The following is an 18,271-nucleotide window of genomic DNA, read 5'->3' as shown; positions in this document are numbered from 1 at the left end:
CGTGAGCCGGACCGGACGCCCAGACGAATTTTCCGCGCGCGAGCAACACCTCCAATGAAAGAGCCGCGCTTCGTGAGAAGCGCGGCTCCCTCAGATCGTTTTCAGGCTTAGCGGAACAGCGAGAGGATGCTCTGGCTGTTCTGGTTGGCGATCGAAAGCGCCTGGACACCGAGCTGCTGCTGGGTCTGCAACGCCTGAAGGCGGGTCGATTCCGCGTTCATGTCGGCATCGACGAGCTGACCGACACCGCGGTTCACGGAGTCCATCAAGGTCTTGACGAAGTCCGTGTTGGTTGCGATGCGGTTCTTGACGGCGCCGAGATCGGCGGCAGCCGACGCGACCGAGTTGATCGCGGTGGTGACCTTCGCGATGTAGGTGTCGAGCGTGGCCTGGTCGGTCGCAGAGTCGGTCAACGTGCTGATGCTGATCGTGTCGACCGATGCACCGCCGCTCACCGTGTCCAGGATGCCGCTGGTGGACGAGGTGTAGAGCGAGTAGTTCGAGATCGTCAGGTTGATCGATCCGATCGTAGGCGTGCCGCCGACGCGCGAGAACGACGACACTAGGGCGAAGGTCGCCGGGGTGGCTGTGGTCGTGCTCAGCCAGTTCACGCCGTTGAAGGTCGCGGCAGCGGCGGTGCCCTTCATCTGCTGCTGGATCTGGGTGATATCGGCCTGGATCTTGGTGCGGTCGATACCGGCGGTCTTGGCTTCGACCAGCAGCGACTGCAGCTTGGTGAGGCCGCCGGTGCTGTCGCCGACCACCGCGGTGAGAGCGGTGTATTCGGTGTCGACGGTCGCAGCCGACAGACCGAGCGAGTCGGAGACGGCGGAGAGCGCGGCGTTGTCGGCGCGCATCGAGGTCGCGATCGACCAGTAGGCGGCGTTGTCCGACGCCGTGGCGACGCGCTGGCCGGTCGAGATCCGGTTTTCGGTGGTCTGCAGGCTGGAGCTGACGTTGCGCAGCGTCTGCAGCGCGGTCATTGCGGCGGAGTTGGTGAGAAGGCTAGAACCCATTTTGATGTCCCTTTGAAGAATAAGTTGTTTGGGGACATACCGGACTTGCACCGGTACGACAGGGCGGCGTCATGCCTTTGGGCTCCGCAAATGCGGGTTAAAGCCCAACCTGTCGTACGGCGACCGTAACGCTCGAAGCTTGTGCGAGGCTTGTGGCTCTGTGTCCTCACCGCAACAGCCCAAGCAAAGCTGTGGTCAAGCGAAAGGGCCGCGCTTCGCGAGAAGCGCGGCCCTTCCTCAGATGCTTCTCAGGCTTAGCGGAACAGCGACAGGATGCTCTGGCTGCTGCTGTTGGCGATCGAGAGCGCCTGAACGCCGAGCTGCTGCTGGACCTGGAGGGCCGACAGACGGGTCGACTCCTGGTTCATGTCGGCGTCGACGAGCTGGCCGACACCACGCGAGACCGAGTCCATCAGCGACTTCACGAAGTCGGTGTTGGTCGAGATACGGTTCTTCACGGCACCGAGATCGGCGGCGGCCGAGGCCACCGAGTTGATCGCGGAAGTCACCTGCGCGATGTAGGTATCGAGCGTGGCCTGGTCGGTCGCGGAGTCGGTCAGCGTGCCGATTTTCATGTTGTCGACCGACACGCCGCTGGCCTGCGTATCCAGAATGCCGCTCGTACCCGAGGTGTAGAGCGAGTAGTTGGCAACAGTCAGGGAGATGGAGCCGGTGGTCGGCGTGCTGCCGACGCGGGAGTACGACGAGACCAGGCTGACCGTTGTCGGCGTGGCCGTGGTCGTGCTCAACCAGTTCACGCCGTTGAAGGTCGCGGCCGCGGCCGTGCTCTTCATCTGCTGCTGGATCTGGGTGATGTCGGCCTGGATCTTGGTGCGGTCGATACCGGCGGTCTTGGCTTCGACCAGCAGCGACTGCAGCTTGGTGAGGCCGCCGTTGCTGTCACCGACAACCGAGGTCAGAGCGGTATATTCGGTGTCGACGGTCGCGGCCGACAGACCGAGCGAGTCGGACACCGCGGAGAGCGCGGCGTTGTCGGCGCGCATCGAGGTCGCGATCGACCAGTAGGCAGCGTTGTCCGATGCGGTCGAGACGCGCTGGCCGGTCGAGATGCGGGTCTGCGTGGTGGCGAGCTGAGAGCTCACAGACCGCAGGGTCTGGAGCGCGGTCATGGCGGTCGAGTTCGTAAGCAGGCTTGACATTGCGAATGTCCCTTTATGTACGCGTTACATTTTCACGAGGGGACATACCGGGCTTTCACCGGTACGGAGGGGCGGCATCATGCCTTTGGACTGATGTGGGTGGGGTCCAACCCGCCGTGCCGCATTGCTAGCACGTCGAATCTTGCTTCTGGATTAAGACGACCTTGAATTATTCAGCAAAATCATATGGTTAATGTTACGCCTTGCTAACCTTAACCGACCGTTAGCTCGATCATCCGCGCTACGAGAACGACCGCACCAGCCCGGAGGCAAGCAGATTCCAGCCGTCGATCAACACGAAGAACAACACCTTGAACGGCAGGGCGAGGATCGAGGGCGGCATCATCATCATGCCCATCGACATGGTCAGTGTCGCCACGATCATGTCGATGACGAGAAACGGCAGGATGACGAGGAATCCGATTTCGAACGAGCGCCGTAGCTCGGAGATCATGAAGGCGGGGATTATGACGCGCATGTCGATACGTTTGTCGTCGAGCTTCTTGCGGAAGCTTTCAGCGGCGAGCGACTCGAACGTCTGCAGATCCTTGTCACGGACATGCGCCAGCATGAACTCGCGGAAAGGGTCGCTGATCTTCAGATAGGCCTCTTCCTCCGAGATCTCGTTCTTCATCAGCGGCTGCACGCCGGTTTCCCAGGCGCGATCGAAGGTCGGCGCCATGACGTAGAAGGTCATGAACATCGCGAGGCTGATCAGCACGAGGTTCGGAGGTGTCGTCTGCAGACCAAGGCCCGCGCGCAGAAACGACAGCGCGACGGCGAAGCGCGTGAAACTCGTCACCATGATGAGCAGGCCCGGTGCGACGGACAGCACCGTCAGCAGCGCCATCAGCTGAATGATGCGGCCGCTGGTCGAGCCGTTGCCCGGCGGCAGCAGCGAATTGAGGTCCGGGATCTGGGCGAACGCCACCTCGGGCAGCACGACCAGCAGCAAGGCGAGCAGCAGGACTCTCAATTTCACTGGATCACCAACGTCTCAATGATCAATTCGCGGACCTTGCCGGACGAGCGGATGCTGGCGCGTTCGGACAGGTCGTCGCGCAGGTGCTGAAGCCCGCGCGTACCTTCGAACTGCGTAACCGAGGCGGACCGCAGGTAAGTGACGATGTCCTCGCTGATATGGGCGGCGAGGATGCCGGCATCTTCGTCGCTCATGCTGTCGGTGACCATGGAAGCCTCGACGCGCGCCCAGTTGTTGGCCGGCGCCGCCAGGTTGGTCACGATCGGCGACAGCTTCCTGAGCCGCGCGCTGCCGGTGTAGCTCGACGCGATCGGCGGCGGGGTGGCGCCCTTTTTCGCGTCGGCGACCCGCTCGGCCGCGGCGAACAGATGCAGGCCCGCAAGCGCACCCGCGCCGATCGCGACCAGGGTCAGCACGAGGATGGCGGCAATCAGGCGCATGAGGCCCCCTGCCGCCAGGACGCGCGAGCCTCAGAACGGTGCCACGGCATCATAGATCCGGTGTCCCCATCCAGGCTGCTGCACGTCGGACAGATTTCCGCGACCGCCATAGGACACACGCGCCTCGGCGATCTTCTCGTAGGAGATCGTGTTGCTTCGCGAAATATCGCGGGGACGCACGATGCCACCGACATTGAGCACGCGCATCTCGGTATTGATCCCAAACTCCTGCGAGCCGCTGATCATCATGTTTCCGTTCGGCAACACGTCGGTGACGACGGCTGCGATGGAGAGCTTGATGTCCTCGGATCGGTCGATCTGGCCGTTGCCCTTGATCTGGGTATTGGTGTTGAGATTGGCGTTGGTCTGGCCCTTGTCTTGCCACCCGGCGGCGTCCATCAGCCAGTTCAGACCAAACTGGATCTGCGAGTCGCGCGAGCGGCCGGTCTTGTTGTCGAGCTTGGCTTTGTCCTGCATCGAGATGATCACCGTCACGACGTCGCCGACGCGCCGGGCACGAGGATCTCGATAGAGATCGGTGCCGTCATCCCAGGTCGAGCGATAGCTTACGGGCGTGCGCATGCGGGGCGTCACCGGGATAGGCTCGGCCGGCGTCCTCAGGCCGCTGCCCACGGGCGACAGTTTCGGTCCCGTCAAAATCTCTGCGGGATCATGCGAGCATCCGGCGAGAAGCACGAGCGACAGGATGAGGATCGGCGTCTTCATTTACTTGGTCTTTCCGTCGTCCACGCGACGCATTCCGCCGAGCACATCGGCGAGATGGGCCGCACGAGACGTCTCCATCTCATTGAAGATCGCGCTCGAGCTCCTGGGGCTGAGCTTGGCGAGCACAGCGGCGGCGGTTTCGTCCGCCATGCCGGCGATCTGGGTCGCCGCCGCGTCGGGCTTCATGCGTGAATAGATCTCGACGACGCCCGCTTCGGCCTTCTTCAAGAAGTCGTCGCGAAGCGCCATCCACTTCTCATACTCGGCCCGCTTGGCCTCGACTTCGGCGATCCGCTCGCGCAACTGGCTCTCGGCCTTTTCCAGCTCCTTCAGCTGCCAGGCCAGCCTGGCATCGACGGCGGGATCGGCGACGTTGCTGCAGAACAGCGCGACTTCATTGTCCGCAGGCGCAACCGCCTGAGCCGGCGCCGGCTTTGGCGGCGCGGTTACGCTGCCGGGCTTCGCTGGACGCATCGGCGCGGACGCGGGAGACGGCGCGGGCGGAGGCGTCTCCAACGTCGGCACCGCACTGGTGGTCGCGGGGCCAGAATCTTCGGCCGCCCAAGCCGTCGCCCCCGTGGTTTCGCCAGATGCCGGCGTCGCCGGTCCGCGCGGCTTCTGCGGCCCTGGCGCACGCGCGCGCGCGAAGGAAAGCAAATTGAGCGGCTTCGACGGCTTCGGCTCGTCCAGCGCCAGCACGGGCGAGCCGGCCGCGAGCGCGAACGTCGCTGCGAGGAGAAGGAGTTGCGCTTTGTGATCCAGCTTCAGCATCGGGCCGCGTACGATTCTCGGTCGAGACCAGAGCATTGAGCGACCAAGCTTGCACGACGCTTATGCATCATTGCACGATGACTTCAGCCTGCAGCGCGCCCGCGGTCTTGATCGCCTGGAGGATCGCGATGATGCCTGATGGTTTCAGGCCGATCTGATTCAGCCCTCGCACCAGGCGCTGGAGATCGACGCCACTCAGGATCGCCACTTGCGATCCGGCCTCGTTGGCCTCGACCACGGTCTGGGGCACGACGACCGTCTGGCCTTGCGAGAACGGCGCCGGCTGTGACACCACGGGCATCTCGGTGACACGGACCGTCAGGTTTCCGTGCGTGACGGCCACGGTCGAGATCCGCACGTCGCGCCCGATCACAACCGTGCCGGTACGCTCGTTGATCACGACTCGCGCGGGCGTGTCGGGCTCGACCGTGAGTTCTCCGATCTCGGCGAGAAAGCGGACCGGCCCGACATAGCGCGGCTTGGACAGCACGATCGTCCGGTAGTCGCGCTCAAAGGCGATCTGGGAACGGTAGCGGCCGCCGGCATAACGATTGACGGCGTCGAGGATTCGCGTCGCCGTCACGAAATCGGGATTCTTGAGCTCGAGCACGAGGAATTCCATCTCGTGGAGACTTCCCTGCACCTCGCGCTCGACCAGCGCGCCGTTCGGAATGCGCCCTGCCGTCGGCGTGCCCTGGCTGACGTTCTGGGCCTGGCCACCGACGCTGTAGCCGGCAACCGTGACCGCGCCCTGCGCCACCGCGTAAACCGCACCGTCGGCCGCGCGCAGCGACGTCATCACCAGCGTGCCACCGAGCAGTGACGTCGCATCTCCCAGCGACGACACCGTCACGTCCATCCGTTCGCCCGGTCCGATCGACGGCAGCAGGTCCGCGGTCACCATCACCGCCGCAACATTGCGCGTGCGCAGCGTCGTCGGCCGCGACGAATTGTTCGTGCTGGTCGTCTCGTTCCGGACATTGATGCCCATATTCTCGAGCATCGACTGGAGCGACTGTTCCGTGAACGGCGCGTTGCGCAGGGTATCGCCGGTGCCGTTGAGGCCGATGACGAGCCCGTAGCCCACGATCTGGTTTTCGCGCAATCCCTTGATATCGGCGATGTCTTTGATGCGGACGGCTGCTTGGACGCTGGCGGCGGACAGAATGAGGACGAGGGCGATCAGAACTCTGGTCATGACCCGTCCGCAACCTTGACGGTGCCATCGGGCTGGACAATCGCCCTGATCATCACGCCCGTATCGGTGTTCCGCACGGTGATGAGCGAGCCCGGCGCGCCCGACTGCATCGCGGCCCCGTAGGTCACGATCGACAGGCCGGAATCCTCGACCACGACCTTGACCATGGCGCCGCGGGCGATGGTCCAGGGGTCCTCGACCGAATTGGTCGGGATCGGCTGCCCCGGCAGCAGCGCCCGCCGCGCCATGCGGCCGACCAGGACCTGACGTCCTTCAACGAACATGGCGACGCCGAGCGCGTTGGGCTCAAAGCTGCGCTCGGTGATCATGTCCTCCCTGATCAGCTCGCCGGCGCGGATCGCGACCGCCGGCACTGGAAGCCGCTTCTCGTCTGCGGCGGCGAGCCGCGCGGAGACGAGAATCAACAGCGCAGCGGCCAACCCGCGCACGATCAGGCCCATCCTGTTCAACATGGACACACCGAAACTAGCGACTGAGACCCTTCGATACCGTCGAGGCCATTTCATCCGACGCCTGGATGACCTTGGCGTTCATTTCGTAGGCGCGCTGCGCCGATATCAACTCGGTGATTTCTTTGACGGGATCGACGTTCGAGGATTCGAGCCATTGCTGGTTGATCTTGCCGTAGCCGGCATCGCCGGGCAGGCCGACGACCGGCGCGCCTGACGCCGTGGTCTCGCGATAGAGGTTGCTGCCGAGCGGCTCGAGGCCCGCTTCGTTGGCGAAATTGGCAAGATTGAGCTGGCCGATCTGCCGCGGATTGACTTCAGTGTCCAGCTTGGCAAAGACCTGCCCGGTCTGGTTGACGGTGACCTGCACCGTTCCCTGCGGCACCGTGATGTTGGGATCGAGCAGGTAGCCGTCGATCGTCACCAATTGGCCGTTGCCATTGGTGTTGAACGAGCCGGCGCGGGTGTATTGAATCTCGTTGTTGGGACCGAGCACCTGGAACCAACCGCGGCCGTTGATCGCGAGGTCATAAGGGTTTCCGGTCTGGGTGAGCGGACCCTGGATATGCAGCTTGCGGATGGCGGCCGACTTGACGCCGAGACCGAGATTGGCGCCTTCCGGGATCGGCGAGGAGCCGTTGACATTCGCGACGCCCTGCATGCGGTCCATCTGATAGAACAGATCGGTGAATTCCGCACGCGCGCGCTTGAACGACGTCGTGTTGATGTTGGCGATGTTGTTCGCGATGACCTCGATATTGGTCTGCTGGGCATTCATGCCCGTCGCGGCAATGGCGAGCGATTTCACTTACGGCACTCCCTCAGATCAAATCGACATTCGAACGACTTCTTGGTAGGCCTGCACGACCTTGTCGCGGACCGCGACCGCGGTCTGCAAGGCCTGCTCGGCCGACATCAGCGCCTCGACGACCTTCCGCGTCGATTCCTTGCCCTGCATCGCCGAGATCGACGCCGCCTCGCCGGCCTTCAGCGTTCCAATCGCGTCCGTGGTCACCTGCTTCATCACAGAATCGAAGCCGAGATCGTCGGCGGACTGGACCGCAGACGTCGCCATCGGTGCGATGGACTGTGTTTCGGACGTGCGGGACGCCGCCTGCCCTGCGGTGATCGCGGTGGATGAGATGGCTTCAAGCATTGTCAGCTCCTCAACAGGTCGATGGTCATGCCGAGCATCGATCTCACCTGCTTCACGACCTGGAGATTGGCCTCATAGGACCGGTTGACTTCCCGCATGTCCGCCATCTCGATCATCATGTTGACGTTGGGCATCTTGACGTAGCCGGCCTTGTCGGCGGCAGGATGGCCCGGATCGTACTCGACGCGATACGGCGTGGTGTCGACTCCGATTTCCTTGACCTTGGCCAGCTGCGTACCGGAAGCGCGATCCAATGCGGCATCGAAGGTGATCGTCTTGCGCTGATAGGGATCCGCTCCCGCGGTGCGCCCGGTCGAGCTCGCATTCGCAAGGTTTTCCGAGACGATGCGCATGCGGGTCGATTGCGCTTCGAGCCCGGAGCTTGCGACCGTCAATGAAGCCGATAGAGCGTCCAGCATGTCAAATCACCTCAGGTCTTCGCGCTGCTCATGATCATGCGGTTGAACGACCGCACAATCGCCGAGTTCATCGAATAGTCGCGATTGACGTCGCTGCCCTTGATCATCTCCTGCTCGAGGCTGACGGAGTTGCCGGAGTGAACGACGTCCCAGCTATCCTTCTTCGCGGTCGCGCGCGTATCGGTTTCGGCCGGAGACAGCTGCATGTGCGACGGCGACGTGGTCGCGAGCCTGACCGGCATGCCGTCGAGCACCTTGTTGAAGGGCTCTACGTCGCGCGCCTTGAAGCCAGGCGTATTCGCATTGGCGACGTTGGTGGCGATCGTCGACTGGCGAAGCTCGAGCCAGCGCGCTTGCGACGATGCGAGCTCGAAGAGAAAAAGCGGTCCCACGACGGCCCCATTATGGTTCATTGGCAAGAACCCTAGGGCGTTAAGCTTTCGTCAAGCTGTTGCGCGAAGCACAATCCTCGGAAATCTATTGGACCTTCTCGGGCCGCGGAGTTTGCTTCGACTGCAGGAAGTAGATGATTTCGGCAACCGGGCGGAAGAACTCGGCCGGAATCACCTGATCGACCTGCACCGCCTCGTAGAGCGCGCGGGCGAGCGCCTTGTTCTCGATCACCGGAATCTTGTTCTGCTCGGCGACCTCGCGGATCTTCAGCGCAACCAGGTCCATGCCCTTGGCCACCACGAGCGGAGCCGGATTCTCCTTGCGTTGATAGCGCAGTGCGATCGCAAAATGCGTCGGGTTCGCGATCACCAGCGTCGCTCGCGCCGCGGAGGCGATCATGCGCTGACGCGAGCGGTCGCGCGCCAGCGAACGCAGGCGCGCCTTGACCAGTGGATCACCCTCGGCCTGCTTGTGCTCGTCCTTGATCTCCTGCTTGGTCATGCGCAGCTCACGTCGCCAATGGAAGCGCGCCCAGGCGAGATCGATTGCGACCAGCACGATGGTCGCGATGCAGATTGCCGACACGATCCGCATCGCGATGGTGAGGATCATCTCCGGCAATGCGACCGGATCGGTGTACATCGCCTCGAACGCCTTCGCCTCCGACGATCGCAGGACGAAAAAGACGACTGATGCCACCGAGGCTAGCTTGAACAGCGATTTGGCGAACTCCACCAGACCCTGCGTTCCGAAGATGCGGCTCCAACCGCTGAACGGCGAGATGCGGGAGAAGTCCGGCATGATGCGATCCAGCACCAGCCGTGGCGCGTTCTGCAGCAATGAGGCCGCGAGCCCGAACGCCGCCAGGATCACGACCAGCGGCACCAGGAATCGCAGGGCTTCGAGACCCACGACGGTGAGAAGGTTCTGCGCGTCCGCCCCGGTGCGAAGGCGGAAGCCGCTGGGATCGTCCAAGAAGCCCGATAAGGTCGGCGTCAGCTGCTGCACGCCCTGCCCGACCAGGAACGCCTGAATCACCATCAACGCCGCCATGGAGGCGAACATCGACGCCTCCCGAGAGACCGGAATCTTGCCCTGTTCGAGCGCATCGCGGACTTTCTTCTCGGTCGGCTCTTCGGTCTTGCTCTCCTGGTCGGATGTCTCTGCCATGCCCGTTCAGCGGTCAGCGGAAGACCAGCTCATCCTCCTGATCGGGATTGAGCTCGATTTCACCCTTCTCGGCGAGGTCGAGTGCGAGATCGGTAATCACGCGGCGCGCCTCCAGCACGTCGCGCTGGTTCGAGGGCTCGCCGATCGCGAGCTCGTGCTCGACGACCCGGCGGACGCGCGAGGCGACCGAGGACAGGATCAGCTCCCGGAAGTGCTTGTCGGTCCCCTTCAGCGCGACGACGATGCGATCGGTCGGCACCTGGTCGAAGATCATGGTGCGCGCCTTCGGCGTCAAATTGACGACGTCGTCGAAGGTGAACAACAGCTCCTTCAGCACTTCCGCCGACTTCGGCCGTTTCTCCGACAGGCTCTTCAGCATGTCTTCGATATGGCCGCGCTCCATCTTGTTGATGATGTCGGCGACGCGAGCGTAGGTATCGGCGCCGAGGTTGCGCGCGAAGTTGAGTGTCAGGTCTTCGTGCAGCGTCTTTTCGAGAACCTTCATCGCGTCGTCGACGATCGGCTTGAGGCTGAGCACGCGCCGCATCAGTTCGTTGCGCAGGCTCGACGGCAACTGGCTCATCACCTTGGCGGCGCAGGATGGCTTGACCTTGGACAGGATCAGGGCCGCGGTCTGCGGATGCTCCTTCGACAGGTAGGTCGCCAGCGAGTTTTCCGACACCGACGAGACGCGGTCCCACACCGACCGGCTCGAATTGCCGAGCAGGTCCGACATGATCGCGGTGACCTGGTCGGCGGGAAGCACGTCGTTGAGGACGGCCTCGAGACCGCCGATGGTTCCAAGGATATTCGCGCCCATCGAGAACTGCTGGGCGAACTCCTCGACGATCGCTTCAAGTTCCTGCGCCGTAATCGGCCGCAGCTCGGCCGCGGCCTTGGTGACGATGCGGATGTCCTGGGGCTCGAACTGCGCGAGCACGCTCGCGGCGGCCTGCCGGCCCATGGCCAGCAGGAGCGCTGCGACCTTTTCCGTTCCGCCCAGCGTGGCGACGCCGCGCTGCTTGACGGGAGCGATGCCGACCTGTGCCGCCATGGTCAGGAATCACTCTGCCCCAGCGGCCCGACGATCTCGGTGAGCGAGACACCGAAGCGGGAATTGTCCTCTTCCACGACGACCACTTCGCCGCGGGCCACGACACGGCCGTTCACCACGACGTCGACGGGCTCACCGACGCGATGATCGAGCGGAACCACGGCACCGCGGCCTAGCTTCATCAGATTGGCCACCGGAATCGTCGCCGACCCCAGCACCACCTGCATGGTGACGGGAATTCGCAGAATGGCATCGACATTGGCGAACTTGCCGGTTTCCTCGGCCGTGCGCGCGGCGATCTCCGCCAGCCGCTCCAGCGGAGACGCCTCGGCTTCGTCGGACGCGGTTGCAGACTCGTAGTCGAAGGATTGCGCCATTTGGTATCGCCTCTTGGTATTTCCGCTCCCGGAGCGCCGCGGCGTTCCGATCTGTCTTTTGAGCCGGCCCGGCCCTAATGCTTGCTGGCTTCGGCACCACTCACGGTGGCAGCGGGCTGGAGCCCGCTACGCGCATCGAGTGCGGCGATCGCCTCGTGGGCCTGGTCGATCTTCGTGCTCAGCACGTTGGCGAGCCGGCCCAGACTTGCGGTCGAATCGTGCGCCGCAGTGATCACCGTGTCGAAGGCACCCGCGGTCTCATGGACGATGGTCGAAAACTCGCCCTGGTAGCTGCGGAGCCGCGCCAGCTCGCGGTGCATCCGGGTCACCCGCATGCTGGTGAAGGCCAACGCAATCAGCAGCACTGCATCAACGAGATAGGATATCATCGACGAACTCCCGCTTCTGATCGACGGGATCTGCCACCTGCATGGCGTAGTAGCCATCGAGCTGGCCGATCTGGCACCAGAACAGCACCTGGTTGTTGCTTTCGAGACGCGCTAGGGTGCGCGGGGTGGCTTCGAGCTCGAGGACCTGCCCCACCTTGAATTTCACGACGTCCTCGAGCGAGATCATCTTCTCGTCGAGCACCGCGCTCAGCGTCACCTCGGTGCGGTGAACCTCACTCTCCAACTGCTCGCGCCAGCGAGGGTCGGCCGCACCGCCCTCGCTGACGACGACGTGAGCGAGTTTCTGCCTCAGCGGATTGAGCGCGGAATGCGGAATGATCAGGAACATCTGGCCGCCGCGATAGAGCGCCTGCACCATCATGTTCGCGCAGATCGACATGTTGCTGGCGCGCCCGATCGCCAGCGACGCCATCGCCGTCTCGACCCGCTCGACCCGGAAGGTGACGTTGGACGTGCCGGCGAAGGCGGTCTGCAGCGCCTTGGCGAACCGCTCGAACAGCGCCTGGACAAGGCGGATCTCGATATTCGAGAAGGTGCGCTCGACATCGAGCGGCGGCTCGGCGCCGTCGGAGCCGAACATCGCCTCCACCATGGTGAACACAAAGTCGCGATCCAGCATGATGATGACGCGCGAATCCCACTGCTCGGCATAGAGCACGGCGGCAACTGCGTTGCCCTCGTAGTCCTTGATGATGTCGCCGAGCGGGTCGTTGGTGATGCCGTTGACCGAGAAATAGCAGGGCGTACCCGCCATCGGCTGCAGGCTGTCCGTACACGATGCCGCCATGCGATCGAAGATCACATTGAGCATCGGCATGCGTTCGATCGAGATGCCGGCCGCGTCCAGCAGATAGTTCGGCAACTGCTTCCGTTGATCGACCTCGACGTCTTCCATGGTCATGCGCGTGCCGCCTTGGGTTCAGCGTCGGCCACGACGGCCTTGGGACCTGCGATCGTTTCGTTCTCGACGACGTCGATCGACGGCCGCTCGCCGCTCGCGATCATCTTGCGGCCGTGCTCGACCGCGATCTGCGGCATGGCGCCGTTCATGAACGCCAGCAGCGTCTGCTTGACGATGATGTAGGGCCGACACTTCTTCTCGCGCGTCATCTTGATCTTCAGCGCAAAGGGCGAAATGATGCCGTAGGAGAGGAAGATGCCGGCGAAAGTACCGACCAGCGCCGCGCCAATGAAGCCGCCGAGCAGCTTCGGCGATTGATCGAGCGCGCCCATGGCCTTGATGACGCCGAGCACGGCGGCGACGATGCCGAGCGCCGGCAGCGCCTCGGACACCGTCACCAGAGCGTGGTAGGGCGTCAGCTTGCTCTTCACGATGGTGTGGATCTCCTCGTCCATCAGCGCCTCGATCTCGTGCGTGCGCGCATTGCCCATGATGATGAGGCGGACATAGTCGCAGATGAACTGGAGCAGCGCGGGATCCCCGAGCACGCTCGGAAACGCCTTGAAGATCTCCGAGGATGAGGGATCGTCGATATGAGCCTCGACCTCGTTGCGACCCTTGCCGCGCAGCTCGCGCATCAGGGCATGAAGCGCCCCGAGCAGATCGAGATAATAGCGCTCCCCCGGCACCGCGCCGGTGATGGCCTGCATGCAGGCAACGCCGGTATCAACGACCGTCTTCCACGGATTGGCCACGATGAAGGTGCCGATCGCCGTACCCATGATGATCACGAATTCCCACGGCTGCATGAGCACGGCCAGGTGCCCGCCCATGGCGGCAAATCCGCCGAGCAGCGCCGCCACCGTGATGAAAATCCCCACGAAACTGAGCAACCCGCCACTCCATCGCCGATCCCACCGGGAATATCTAGTCGGCGACGCTTGCGCGAAGCTGGCTATGGCATGGCCAGCCCCGCGCAAGCAATTGGCGGCAACTTGAGATCATGTCGCAAGGGCGGCCAAAGGGGCGGGGGCCATGCTATCCACCATCGCGGACTACACGAGACTGACCACGGACATGAGCAGGTCGCTCACCCAGGTCGAGCAGCAGCCCGACGTCAGCCGCGATACCGCCTACTACCTTGCCAATATCGGCAAAGTGAAGAGCATCGACGACTTCCTCAATAACTATAAGCTCTACACCTATGCGATGAAGGCCTACGGCCTCGACGACATGATCTACGCCAAGGCGTTCATGCGGAAAGTGCTGACCGAGGGCATCGCGACTCCGACTACTTTCGCCAACAAGTTGACCGACGCCCGCTACCGGGAATTCGCCGCTGCCTTCAATTTCGCGGCGCTCGGCGCCGCCGCGACCCAGAGCACCGCCGCCACGACCGGCACGACCAGCCAATATGCCACCCAGACATTGGAGCAGAATGCCGGCGACCAGAACGAGGGTCTGCGGCTGGCGCTCTACTTCACCCGCAAGGCTTCCTCGATCGCGAGCCCTTACCAGATCCTCGCCGACAAGGCCTTGACCCAGGTGGTGCAGACCGCCATGGGCTGGTCGTCGACGATCAGTTCGTCCGATATCGACATGCAGGCGAAGATGATCACCGACAAGATCAACCTCGCGGATTTCAAGGACCCCACCAAGGTCACCAAGTTCGTCCAGCGCTTCGCCGCGATGTGGGACGCAACCCAGGCCCAGAGCGACCCCTCGACCAACCCCGCGCTGGTCCTGATTACCGGCGCATCGGCATCGGGGGCGAGCCTGGACACCGGTATGCTGACGACACTTCAAAACATCAAGTTCAACAGGTAAGCCATGCAATCGGCTCTTTATGTCGGGTTGTCGGCGCAGGTCGCGCTGGAAAAGCGCCTGCAGACGATCGCCAACAACGTCGCCAACGTCAACACCTCGGGTTTCCGCACCGACGTCGTGAAATTCGAGACGGTGCTCTCCAAGGCCGCCGCCAATCCGGTGGCGTTCTCCTCGCCCGGCGAAAACATCATCTCGCGTGAGACCGGCAACATCACCGAGACCGGCAACCCGCTCGATGTCGCCGTGGTCGGACAGGGCTTTATAGCCTTCGCCGGCCCCAACGGCACGGTCTATACTCGCGACGGCCGACTCCAGATCGCCCCGAACGGCGACCTTCAGACCGTGTCGGGCTTCCCCGTCATCGATTCCGGCGGCGCACAGTTGACGCTCGACCCCAACGGCGGCCCCGTCTCGATCTCGCGCAGCGGCGCGATCACCCAGGACAACAACGAGATCGGCACCATCGGCCTGTTCAACATTCCCCCCGATGCCGATCTCGAGCGCTACGGCAATTCCGGCGTCACACCCGACCGTCCCGCCACCGCCATTGCCGATTTCAGCCGGGATGGCTTCAAGCAAGGTTACGTCGAGGGCTCCGGCGCCAATCCGATGATGGAGTTGACGAAGCTGATGGCGGCCTCGCGCGCCTTCGACAGCACCAACTCGCTGATCGACGGCACCGAGAGCACGCTTCGGAACGCAATCCAGACGCTGGGCGATCCCAACAAGTAGACTGCGCGTCGCGCGTAATATGGGTGGACGATTTCCTTGAACGCTCTCCGGCAACTTGAGTGGGCGCTGCTCGAACTTCAGCAGAGCACGCCGCTGGCAAGCATCAGCGGCGCGATCTCCGAGATCGCACCGACACATTTCCGCGTCTCCGGCCTGTCGCGCTCGGTCAAGCTCGGCGAGCTGATCGGCGTCAATACCGGCGGCAAGTCCCAGATCGGCGAAGTGGTGCGGATCGACAGCGACGGCATCGTCGCCAAACCGTTTGACAGGCAATTCGGCGGCGGGCTCGGCTCGGTCGCCTACCGCATGCCGGCCTTGTCGTTCGCGCCGGATCCAAGCTGGAAGGGCCGCGTCATCAACGCGCTCGGCGTACCGCTGGACGGAATGGGTCCCCTCACCCCGGGATCGCGGGCCGTCTCGGCCGAGACGGAGGCGCCGCCGGCGATGAAGCGGGCGCGCGTCCACAAGCCGCTGAGCACGGGCGTGCGCGTCATCGACCTGTTTGCCCCGATCTGTGCCGGGCAGCGCGTCGGCATCTTCGCCGGCTCCGGCGTCGGCAAATCGACGCTGCTGGCCATGCTTGCCCGCAGCCAGGGCTTCGACACCGTCGTGCTGGCGCTGGTCGGCGAGCGCGGCCGCGAAGTGCGCGAATTCATCGAGGACGTGCTCGGCAACGATCGCAACCGCGCCGTCACCGTCGTATCGACCGGCGACGAAAGCCCGATGATGCGGCGACTGGCGCCGAAGACGGCGATGGCGGTGGCCGAATATTTCCGCGACCGCGGCGAATCGGTGTTGCTCGTGGTCGATTCGATCACCCGCTTTGCCCACGCCGCACGCGAGGTCGCACTCGCAGCCGGCGAGCCCGCGGTCGCGCGCGGCTACGCCCCGACTGTCTTCACCGATCTGCCGCGCCTGCTGGAACGCGCCGGGCCGGGCGAGGAGGGATCCGGGACCATCACCGGGATCTTCTCCGTGCTGGTCGACGGCGACGATCACAATGAGCCGATCGCCGACACCATCCGCAGCACGCTGGACGGCCACATCGTGCTTTCCAGGCACATCGCCGACCAGGCGCGCTATCCCGCCGTGGACGTGCTGGCCTCGGTCTCCCGCCTCGCTCACAACGTCTGGGACCCCGAGGAACGCGAACTGGTGAGTAAATTGCGGACCCTCATCGCCAAATACGAGGACACACGCGACCTTCGCCTGATGGGCGGATACCAGTCGGGTCGCGATTCGGGGCTTGATCAGGCCATCGACATGGTCCCGCGAATCTACAACGCGATGCGCCAAGACGCCTCCGCTGCGCCGAGCGCCGACCCGTTCCGCGAACTGAGGGACATGCTCAAGGGCGACTAGCGCGCAAGCAGCGGGCCGGGCACGCGATCGGCCCACGCGCATCTTGCCTCGATGCACGCATGTCGTGGCACAAACCGCATAGGCGCACGTTCGCCCTAATAAGCTGCCAGTCTCAACCATTTGAATGAGCACGATCGGCCGGGCGCTCAAACGACGTGCAGACGACACGCCAGACACAACAGCGCAACAACCGACACGTGCAATTCGCCAGAGTTCCCCTGACGCCATCTCGGCCATTTCGGCAACAGATCGCGGAAGTTGTGGATGACTTTCGTCATGCGCACCGCCTGTCCTGCACAAGCTTCGATCAGATTGCAGCGACGATCTACGGCAATATGCATGCAATCAAGCGCGCGTAATACTACGTGCATCTAGCCTGTTGACTGCATCTTGCGTTCACCATCATGTGTTCCCGAAGAATGAGATTGTCTTGAACGTTACATTCGTCGGCAACGACATCCGTTCTCCACGAGTGTCTTGACTTGATTTTGTTAAGAAGCTCATTCATCGTTTCGGTCGAACATAAGAAACGTCTGCGTGTAACTTGAACTCAGGGGCTTCGGTTGAACAACTCCGATCCATCGTCCGGCAGTGACGGCAGCTCGGGCGGACGTTCGACGACCCTGCGGTTGGCATGCCATCGGCAGGACCGTTTCTCGCGCAGGGCGAGGTAGGAATTCATGCCGTTGGCACGCGAAGCAGTCGAGCTGCTCGTTCAGGCGGCCAGAGCCTGGTATTTCGAAGGCAATCAACACGGGTTGCGGGATCGAGAGTGGATGGCGCTGCGCTTTCTCGGCCGCGCCAATCGTTTCTCGCGCACGCCCTCTGCTCTCGCCGGCTTCATCGGCGCGACCAGAGCGACGGCGTCGCAAATCGTGAAGACGTTGGAGAGCAAATCCTTCCTGGTGCGCAAACCGTCGCAGGAAGACAAGCGTTCCGTCGTGCTGCACGTCACCCCGCAGGGGGAGAAATGCCTGAGCCAGCATGATCCGATCAATCACGTCGTGAATGCGGTCAACTCGCTCGGCACCGAGGAATGCGTCAGGTTGCGCGACTCGCTCCGCGAGGTTCTCAATCATCTCGATGCAGCTCATCAGCGACTCGATGCCAGCATCTGCCGCGATTGCATGTTCCTGGCCGAGCGCAGCCCGGTCACAGGCAAGGGACGCACCACTGCCGAGTTCATGTGCCGGTTGTACCGCGCTCCCATCTCGCTCGAGGAGACGGAACTGCTGTGCACCAGCTTCGAGCGCACCCGCGACCGCCCCAGGATCGAGGAGCATCTCGACCGCGCGCGGGTCGCCAGCCAGGGTTGAGTGCCGTGGGGTGGCGGAGGCGCAAGGCGCCCTGCTCACCCTATCCTTGTGGTGGGCACCTTCTCTGCAAATCGTCTTTGCGAGCGGAGCGAAGCAATTCAGAGTCTTTCCGAGGAGGGATTCTGGATTGCTTCGCGGAGCTCGCAATGACGGAGTATGAGGCGACGGCATCGCTCTCCCGGTTGCATTTCAAACTGCAGAAACGCCTTCTCGCTCTCGCGGCGTAATCCGCCCGAGCTTTGCTTGATCTTTCACCCTCTTGTCCAAGAGGGCGCAGGGAAGACCGGGTGCCAGCGGCACCCGCGGTCCGCTGCGCGAGATGTAGCGCAGAGAGAACCGCACAGCAGCATACAGGTGAAGCCCAACACACGGCCTTCCCTGCGCGATGGGT

General features: G+C 63.3%; 22 protein-coding genes. 4 read left to right on the top strand and 18 right to left on the bottom strand.

Translation table 11 applies throughout. The features are described 5' to 3' along the window. Positions 1-107: 107 nt before the first annotated feature. From G8O24_RS25680 to motA, 18 genes are all read right to left on the bottom strand, one after another. The gene (locus tag G8O24_RS25680) at positions 108-1,016 is read right to left on the bottom strand and encodes a flagellin N-terminal helical domain-containing protein (protein WP_188104239.1); all 909 of its coding nucleotides are present in this window, start codon (positions 1,014-1,016) and stop codon (positions 108-110) included. A gap of 254 nt (positions 1,017-1,270) precedes the next feature. Next, complete coding sequence (locus G8O24_RS25675; protein ID WP_188104237.1) at positions 1,271-2,176, bottom strand: flagellin N-terminal helical domain-containing protein; 906 nt, start codon at positions 2,174-2,176, stop codon at positions 1,271-1,273. A 241-nt stretch (positions 2,177-2,417) separates the two neighbouring features. Beyond that, the gene (gene fliP / locus G8O24_RS25670) at positions 2,418-3,158 is read right to left on the bottom strand and encodes a flagellar type III secretion system pore protein FliP (protein WP_188104236.1); all 741 of its coding nucleotides are present in this window, start codon (positions 3,156-3,158) and stop codon (positions 2,418-2,420) included. Then, positions 3,155-3,598 (bottom strand): flagellar basal body-associated FliL family protein, encoded by a 444-nt coding sequence (locus G8O24_RS25665; protein ID WP_188104235.1) that lies wholly within the window; start codon positions 3,596-3,598, stop codon positions 3,155-3,157. Before G8O24_RS25665 ends, fliP begins: the two co-directional genes overlap by 4 nt. Before the next feature lie 30 nt (positions 3,599-3,628). After that, the gene (gene flgH / locus G8O24_RS25660; protein ID WP_188104233.1) at positions 3,629-4,324 is read right to left on the bottom strand and encodes a flagellar basal body L-ring protein FlgH; all 696 of its coding nucleotides are present in this window, start codon (positions 4,322-4,324) and stop codon (positions 3,629-3,631) included. Continuing rightward, complete coding sequence (locus G8O24_RS25655; RefSeq protein WP_188104231.1) at positions 4,325-5,095, bottom strand: MotE family protein; 771 nt, start codon at positions 5,093-5,095, stop codon at positions 4,325-4,327. Positions 5,096-5,162: 67 nt separating this feature from the next. Next, complete coding sequence (gene flgI / locus G8O24_RS25650) at positions 5,163-6,293, bottom strand: flagellar basal body P-ring protein FlgI (protein WP_188104229.1); 1,131 nt, start codon at positions 6,291-6,293, stop codon at positions 5,163-5,165. Further along, complete coding sequence (flgA, locus tag G8O24_RS25645; RefSeq protein ID WP_244645991.1) at positions 6,290-6,766, bottom strand: flagellar basal body P-ring formation chaperone FlgA; 477 nt, start codon at positions 6,764-6,766, stop codon at positions 6,290-6,292. The genes flgI and flgA overlap by 4 nt, the downstream gene beginning before the upstream one ends. Before the next feature lie 13 nt (positions 6,767-6,779). Further along, positions 6,780-7,571 (bottom strand): flagellar basal-body rod protein FlgG, encoded by a 792-nt coding sequence (gene flgG, locus G8O24_RS25640; protein WP_188104226.1) that lies wholly within the window; start codon positions 7,569-7,571, stop codon positions 6,780-6,782. 18 nt (positions 7,572-7,589) lie between these two features. Further along, on the bottom strand, positions 7,590-7,919 hold the full coding sequence (gene fliE, locus G8O24_RS25635; protein WP_188104224.1) for a flagellar hook-basal body complex protein FliE: 330 nt from the start codon (positions 7,917-7,919) through the stop codon (positions 7,590-7,592). Between the two features lie 2 nt (positions 7,920-7,921). Continuing rightward, positions 7,922-8,338, bottom strand: a complete 417-nt coding sequence (gene flgC / locus G8O24_RS25630) for a flagellar basal body rod protein FlgC (protein ID WP_188104222.1) — start codon at positions 8,336-8,338, stop codon at positions 7,922-7,924. Positions 8,339-8,349: 11 nt separating this feature from the next. Further along, a complete protein-coding gene (flgB, locus tag G8O24_RS25625) occupies positions 8,350-8,751 on the bottom strand; it encodes a flagellar basal body rod protein FlgB (RefSeq protein WP_188104220.1) in 402 nt (133 codons plus the stop codon). Between the two features lie 64 nt (positions 8,752-8,815). After that, on the bottom strand, positions 8,816-9,901 hold the full coding sequence (gene flhB / locus G8O24_RS25620; protein WP_188104218.1) for a flagellar biosynthesis protein FlhB: 1,086 nt from the start codon (positions 9,899-9,901) through the stop codon (positions 8,816-8,818). Between the two features lie 13 nt (positions 9,902-9,914). Continuing rightward, positions 9,915-10,955, bottom strand: a complete 1,041-nt coding sequence (locus G8O24_RS25615; protein ID WP_188104217.1) for a flagellar motor switch protein FliG — start codon at positions 10,953-10,955, stop codon at positions 9,915-9,917. Between the two features lie 2 nt (positions 10,956-10,957). Next, positions 10,958-11,332 (bottom strand): flagellar motor switch protein FliN, encoded by a 375-nt coding sequence (gene fliN, locus G8O24_RS25610; RefSeq protein WP_188104215.1) that lies wholly within the window; start codon positions 11,330-11,332, stop codon positions 10,958-10,960. Positions 11,333-11,406: 74 nt separating this feature from the next. Further along, positions 11,407-11,721 (bottom strand): hypothetical protein, encoded by a 315-nt coding sequence (locus tag G8O24_RS25605; protein ID WP_188104213.1) that lies wholly within the window; start codon positions 11,719-11,721, stop codon positions 11,407-11,409. Beyond that, positions 11,702-12,643 (bottom strand): flagellar motor switch protein FliM, encoded by a 942-nt coding sequence (locus G8O24_RS25600; protein ID WP_188104211.1) that lies wholly within the window; start codon positions 12,641-12,643, stop codon positions 11,702-11,704. Before G8O24_RS25600 ends, G8O24_RS25605 begins: the two co-directional genes overlap by 20 nt. Beyond that, entirely contained in the window at positions 12,640-13,536 is an 897-nt protein-coding gene (motA, locus tag G8O24_RS25595; protein ID WP_188104210.1) for a flagellar motor stator protein MotA, read from the bottom strand. The genes G8O24_RS25600 and motA overlap by 4 nt, the downstream gene beginning before the upstream one ends. Before the next feature lie 142 nt (positions 13,537-13,678). Here motA and G8O24_RS25590 point away from each other — a divergent pair, with 142 nt between their 5' ends. From G8O24_RS25590 to G8O24_RS25575, 4 genes are all read left to right on the top strand, one after another. After that, entirely contained in the window at positions 13,679-14,470 is a 792-nt protein-coding gene (locus G8O24_RS25590; protein WP_188104208.1) for a DUF1217 domain-containing protein, read from the top strand. Positions 14,471-14,473: 3 nt separating this feature from the next. After that, positions 14,474-15,202: a flagellar basal-body rod protein FlgF gene (gene flgF / locus G8O24_RS25585; protein WP_188104206.1), complete on the top strand. Its 729-nt coding sequence runs from the start codon at positions 14,474-14,476 to the stop codon at positions 15,200-15,202. A 36-nt stretch (positions 15,203-15,238) separates the two neighbouring features. Further along, positions 15,239-16,564 carry a flagellar protein export ATPase FliI gene (gene fliI, locus G8O24_RS25580; RefSeq protein WP_188104205.1) on the top strand — a complete coding sequence of 442 codons (1,326 nt, stop codon included), beginning with the start codon at positions 15,239-15,241 and terminating at the stop codon, positions 16,562-16,564. Positions 16,565-17,244: 680 nt separating this feature from the next. Next, positions 17,245-17,880: a MarR family winged helix-turn-helix transcriptional regulator gene (locus G8O24_RS25575; protein ID WP_188104203.1), complete on the top strand. Its 636-nt coding sequence runs from the start codon at positions 17,245-17,247 to the stop codon at positions 17,878-17,880. The last annotated feature ends 391 nt before the right edge of the window (positions 17,881-18,271 follow it).

This window comes from Bradyrhizobium campsiandrae, from assembly GCF_014529705.1.
Classification (GTDB): domain Bacteria; phylum Pseudomonadota; class Alphaproteobacteria; order Rhizobiales; family Xanthobacteraceae; genus Bradyrhizobium; species Bradyrhizobium campsiandrae.
This window is presented reverse-complemented; position numbering and strand designations above follow the sequence as displayed.

What these genes read in the sequence shown, in the direction of transcription:
- G8O24_RS25655 (WP_188104231.1), bottom strand. Translation starts at nt 5,095, where the DNA reads ATGCTGAAGCTGGATCACAAAGCGCAACTCCTTCTCCTCGCAGCGACG.
- G8O24_RS25615 (WP_188104217.1), bottom strand. Translation starts at nt 10,955, where the DNA reads ATGGCGGCACAGGTCGGCATCGCTCCCGTCAAGCAGCGCGGCGTCGCC.
- flgC (WP_188104222.1), bottom strand. Translation starts at nt 8,338, where the DNA reads ATGCTGGACGCTCTATCGGCTTCATTGACGGTCGCAAGCTCCGGGCTC.
- G8O24_RS25600 (WP_188104211.1), bottom strand. Translation starts at nt 12,643, where the DNA reads ATGACCATGGAAGACGTCGAGGTCGATCAACGGAAGCAGTTGCCGAAC.
- fliN (WP_188104215.1), bottom strand. Translation starts at nt 11,332, where the DNA reads ATGGCGCAATCCTTCGACTACGAGTCTGCAACCGCGTCCGACGAAGCC.
- G8O24_RS25665 (WP_188104235.1), bottom strand. Translation starts at nt 3,598, where the DNA reads ATGCGCCTGATTGCCGCCATCCTCGTGCTGACCCTGGTCGCGATCGGC.
- flgI (WP_188104229.1), bottom strand. Translation starts at nt 6,293, where the DNA reads ATGACCAGAGTTCTGATCGCCCTCGTCCTCATTCTGTCCGCCGCCAGC.
- G8O24_RS25575 (WP_188104203.1), top strand. Translation starts at nt 17,245, where the DNA reads ATGCCGTTGGCACGCGAAGCAGTCGAGCTGCTCGTTCAGGCGGCCAGA.
- fliE (WP_188104224.1), bottom strand. Translation starts at nt 7,919, where the DNA reads ATGCTTGAAGCCATCTCATCCACCGCGATCACCGCAGGGCAGGCGGCG.
- flgB (WP_188104220.1), bottom strand. Translation starts at nt 8,751, where the DNA reads ATGAACCATAATGGGGCCGTCGTGGGACCGCTTTTTCTCTTCGAGCTC.
- G8O24_RS25680 (WP_188104239.1), bottom strand. Translation starts at nt 1,016, where the DNA reads ATGGGTTCTAGCCTTCTCACCAACTCCGCCGCAATGACCGCGCTGCAG.
- flgF (WP_188104206.1), top strand. Translation starts at nt 14,474, where the DNA reads ATGCAATCGGCTCTTTATGTCGGGTTGTCGGCGCAGGTCGCGCTGGAA.
- flgH (WP_188104233.1), bottom strand. Translation starts at nt 4,324, where the DNA reads ATGAAGACGCCGATCCTCATCCTGTCGCTCGTGCTTCTCGCCGGATGC.
- flgA (WP_244645991.1), bottom strand. Translation starts at nt 6,766, where the DNA reads ATGTTGAACAGGATGGGCCTGATCGTGCGCGGGTTGGCCGCTGCGCTG.
- G8O24_RS25605 (WP_188104213.1), bottom strand. Translation starts at nt 11,721, where the DNA reads ATGATATCCTATCTCGTTGATGCAGTGCTGCTGATTGCGTTGGCCTTC.
- G8O24_RS25590 (WP_188104208.1), top strand. Translation starts at nt 13,679, where the DNA reads ATGCTATCCACCATCGCGGACTACACGAGACTGACCACGGACATGAGC.
- flhB (WP_188104218.1), bottom strand. Translation starts at nt 9,901, where the DNA reads ATGGCAGAGACATCCGACCAGGAGAGCAAGACCGAAGAGCCGACCGAG.
- G8O24_RS25675 (WP_188104237.1), bottom strand. Translation starts at nt 2,176, where the DNA reads ATGTCAAGCCTGCTTACGAACTCGACCGCCATGACCGCGCTCCAGACC.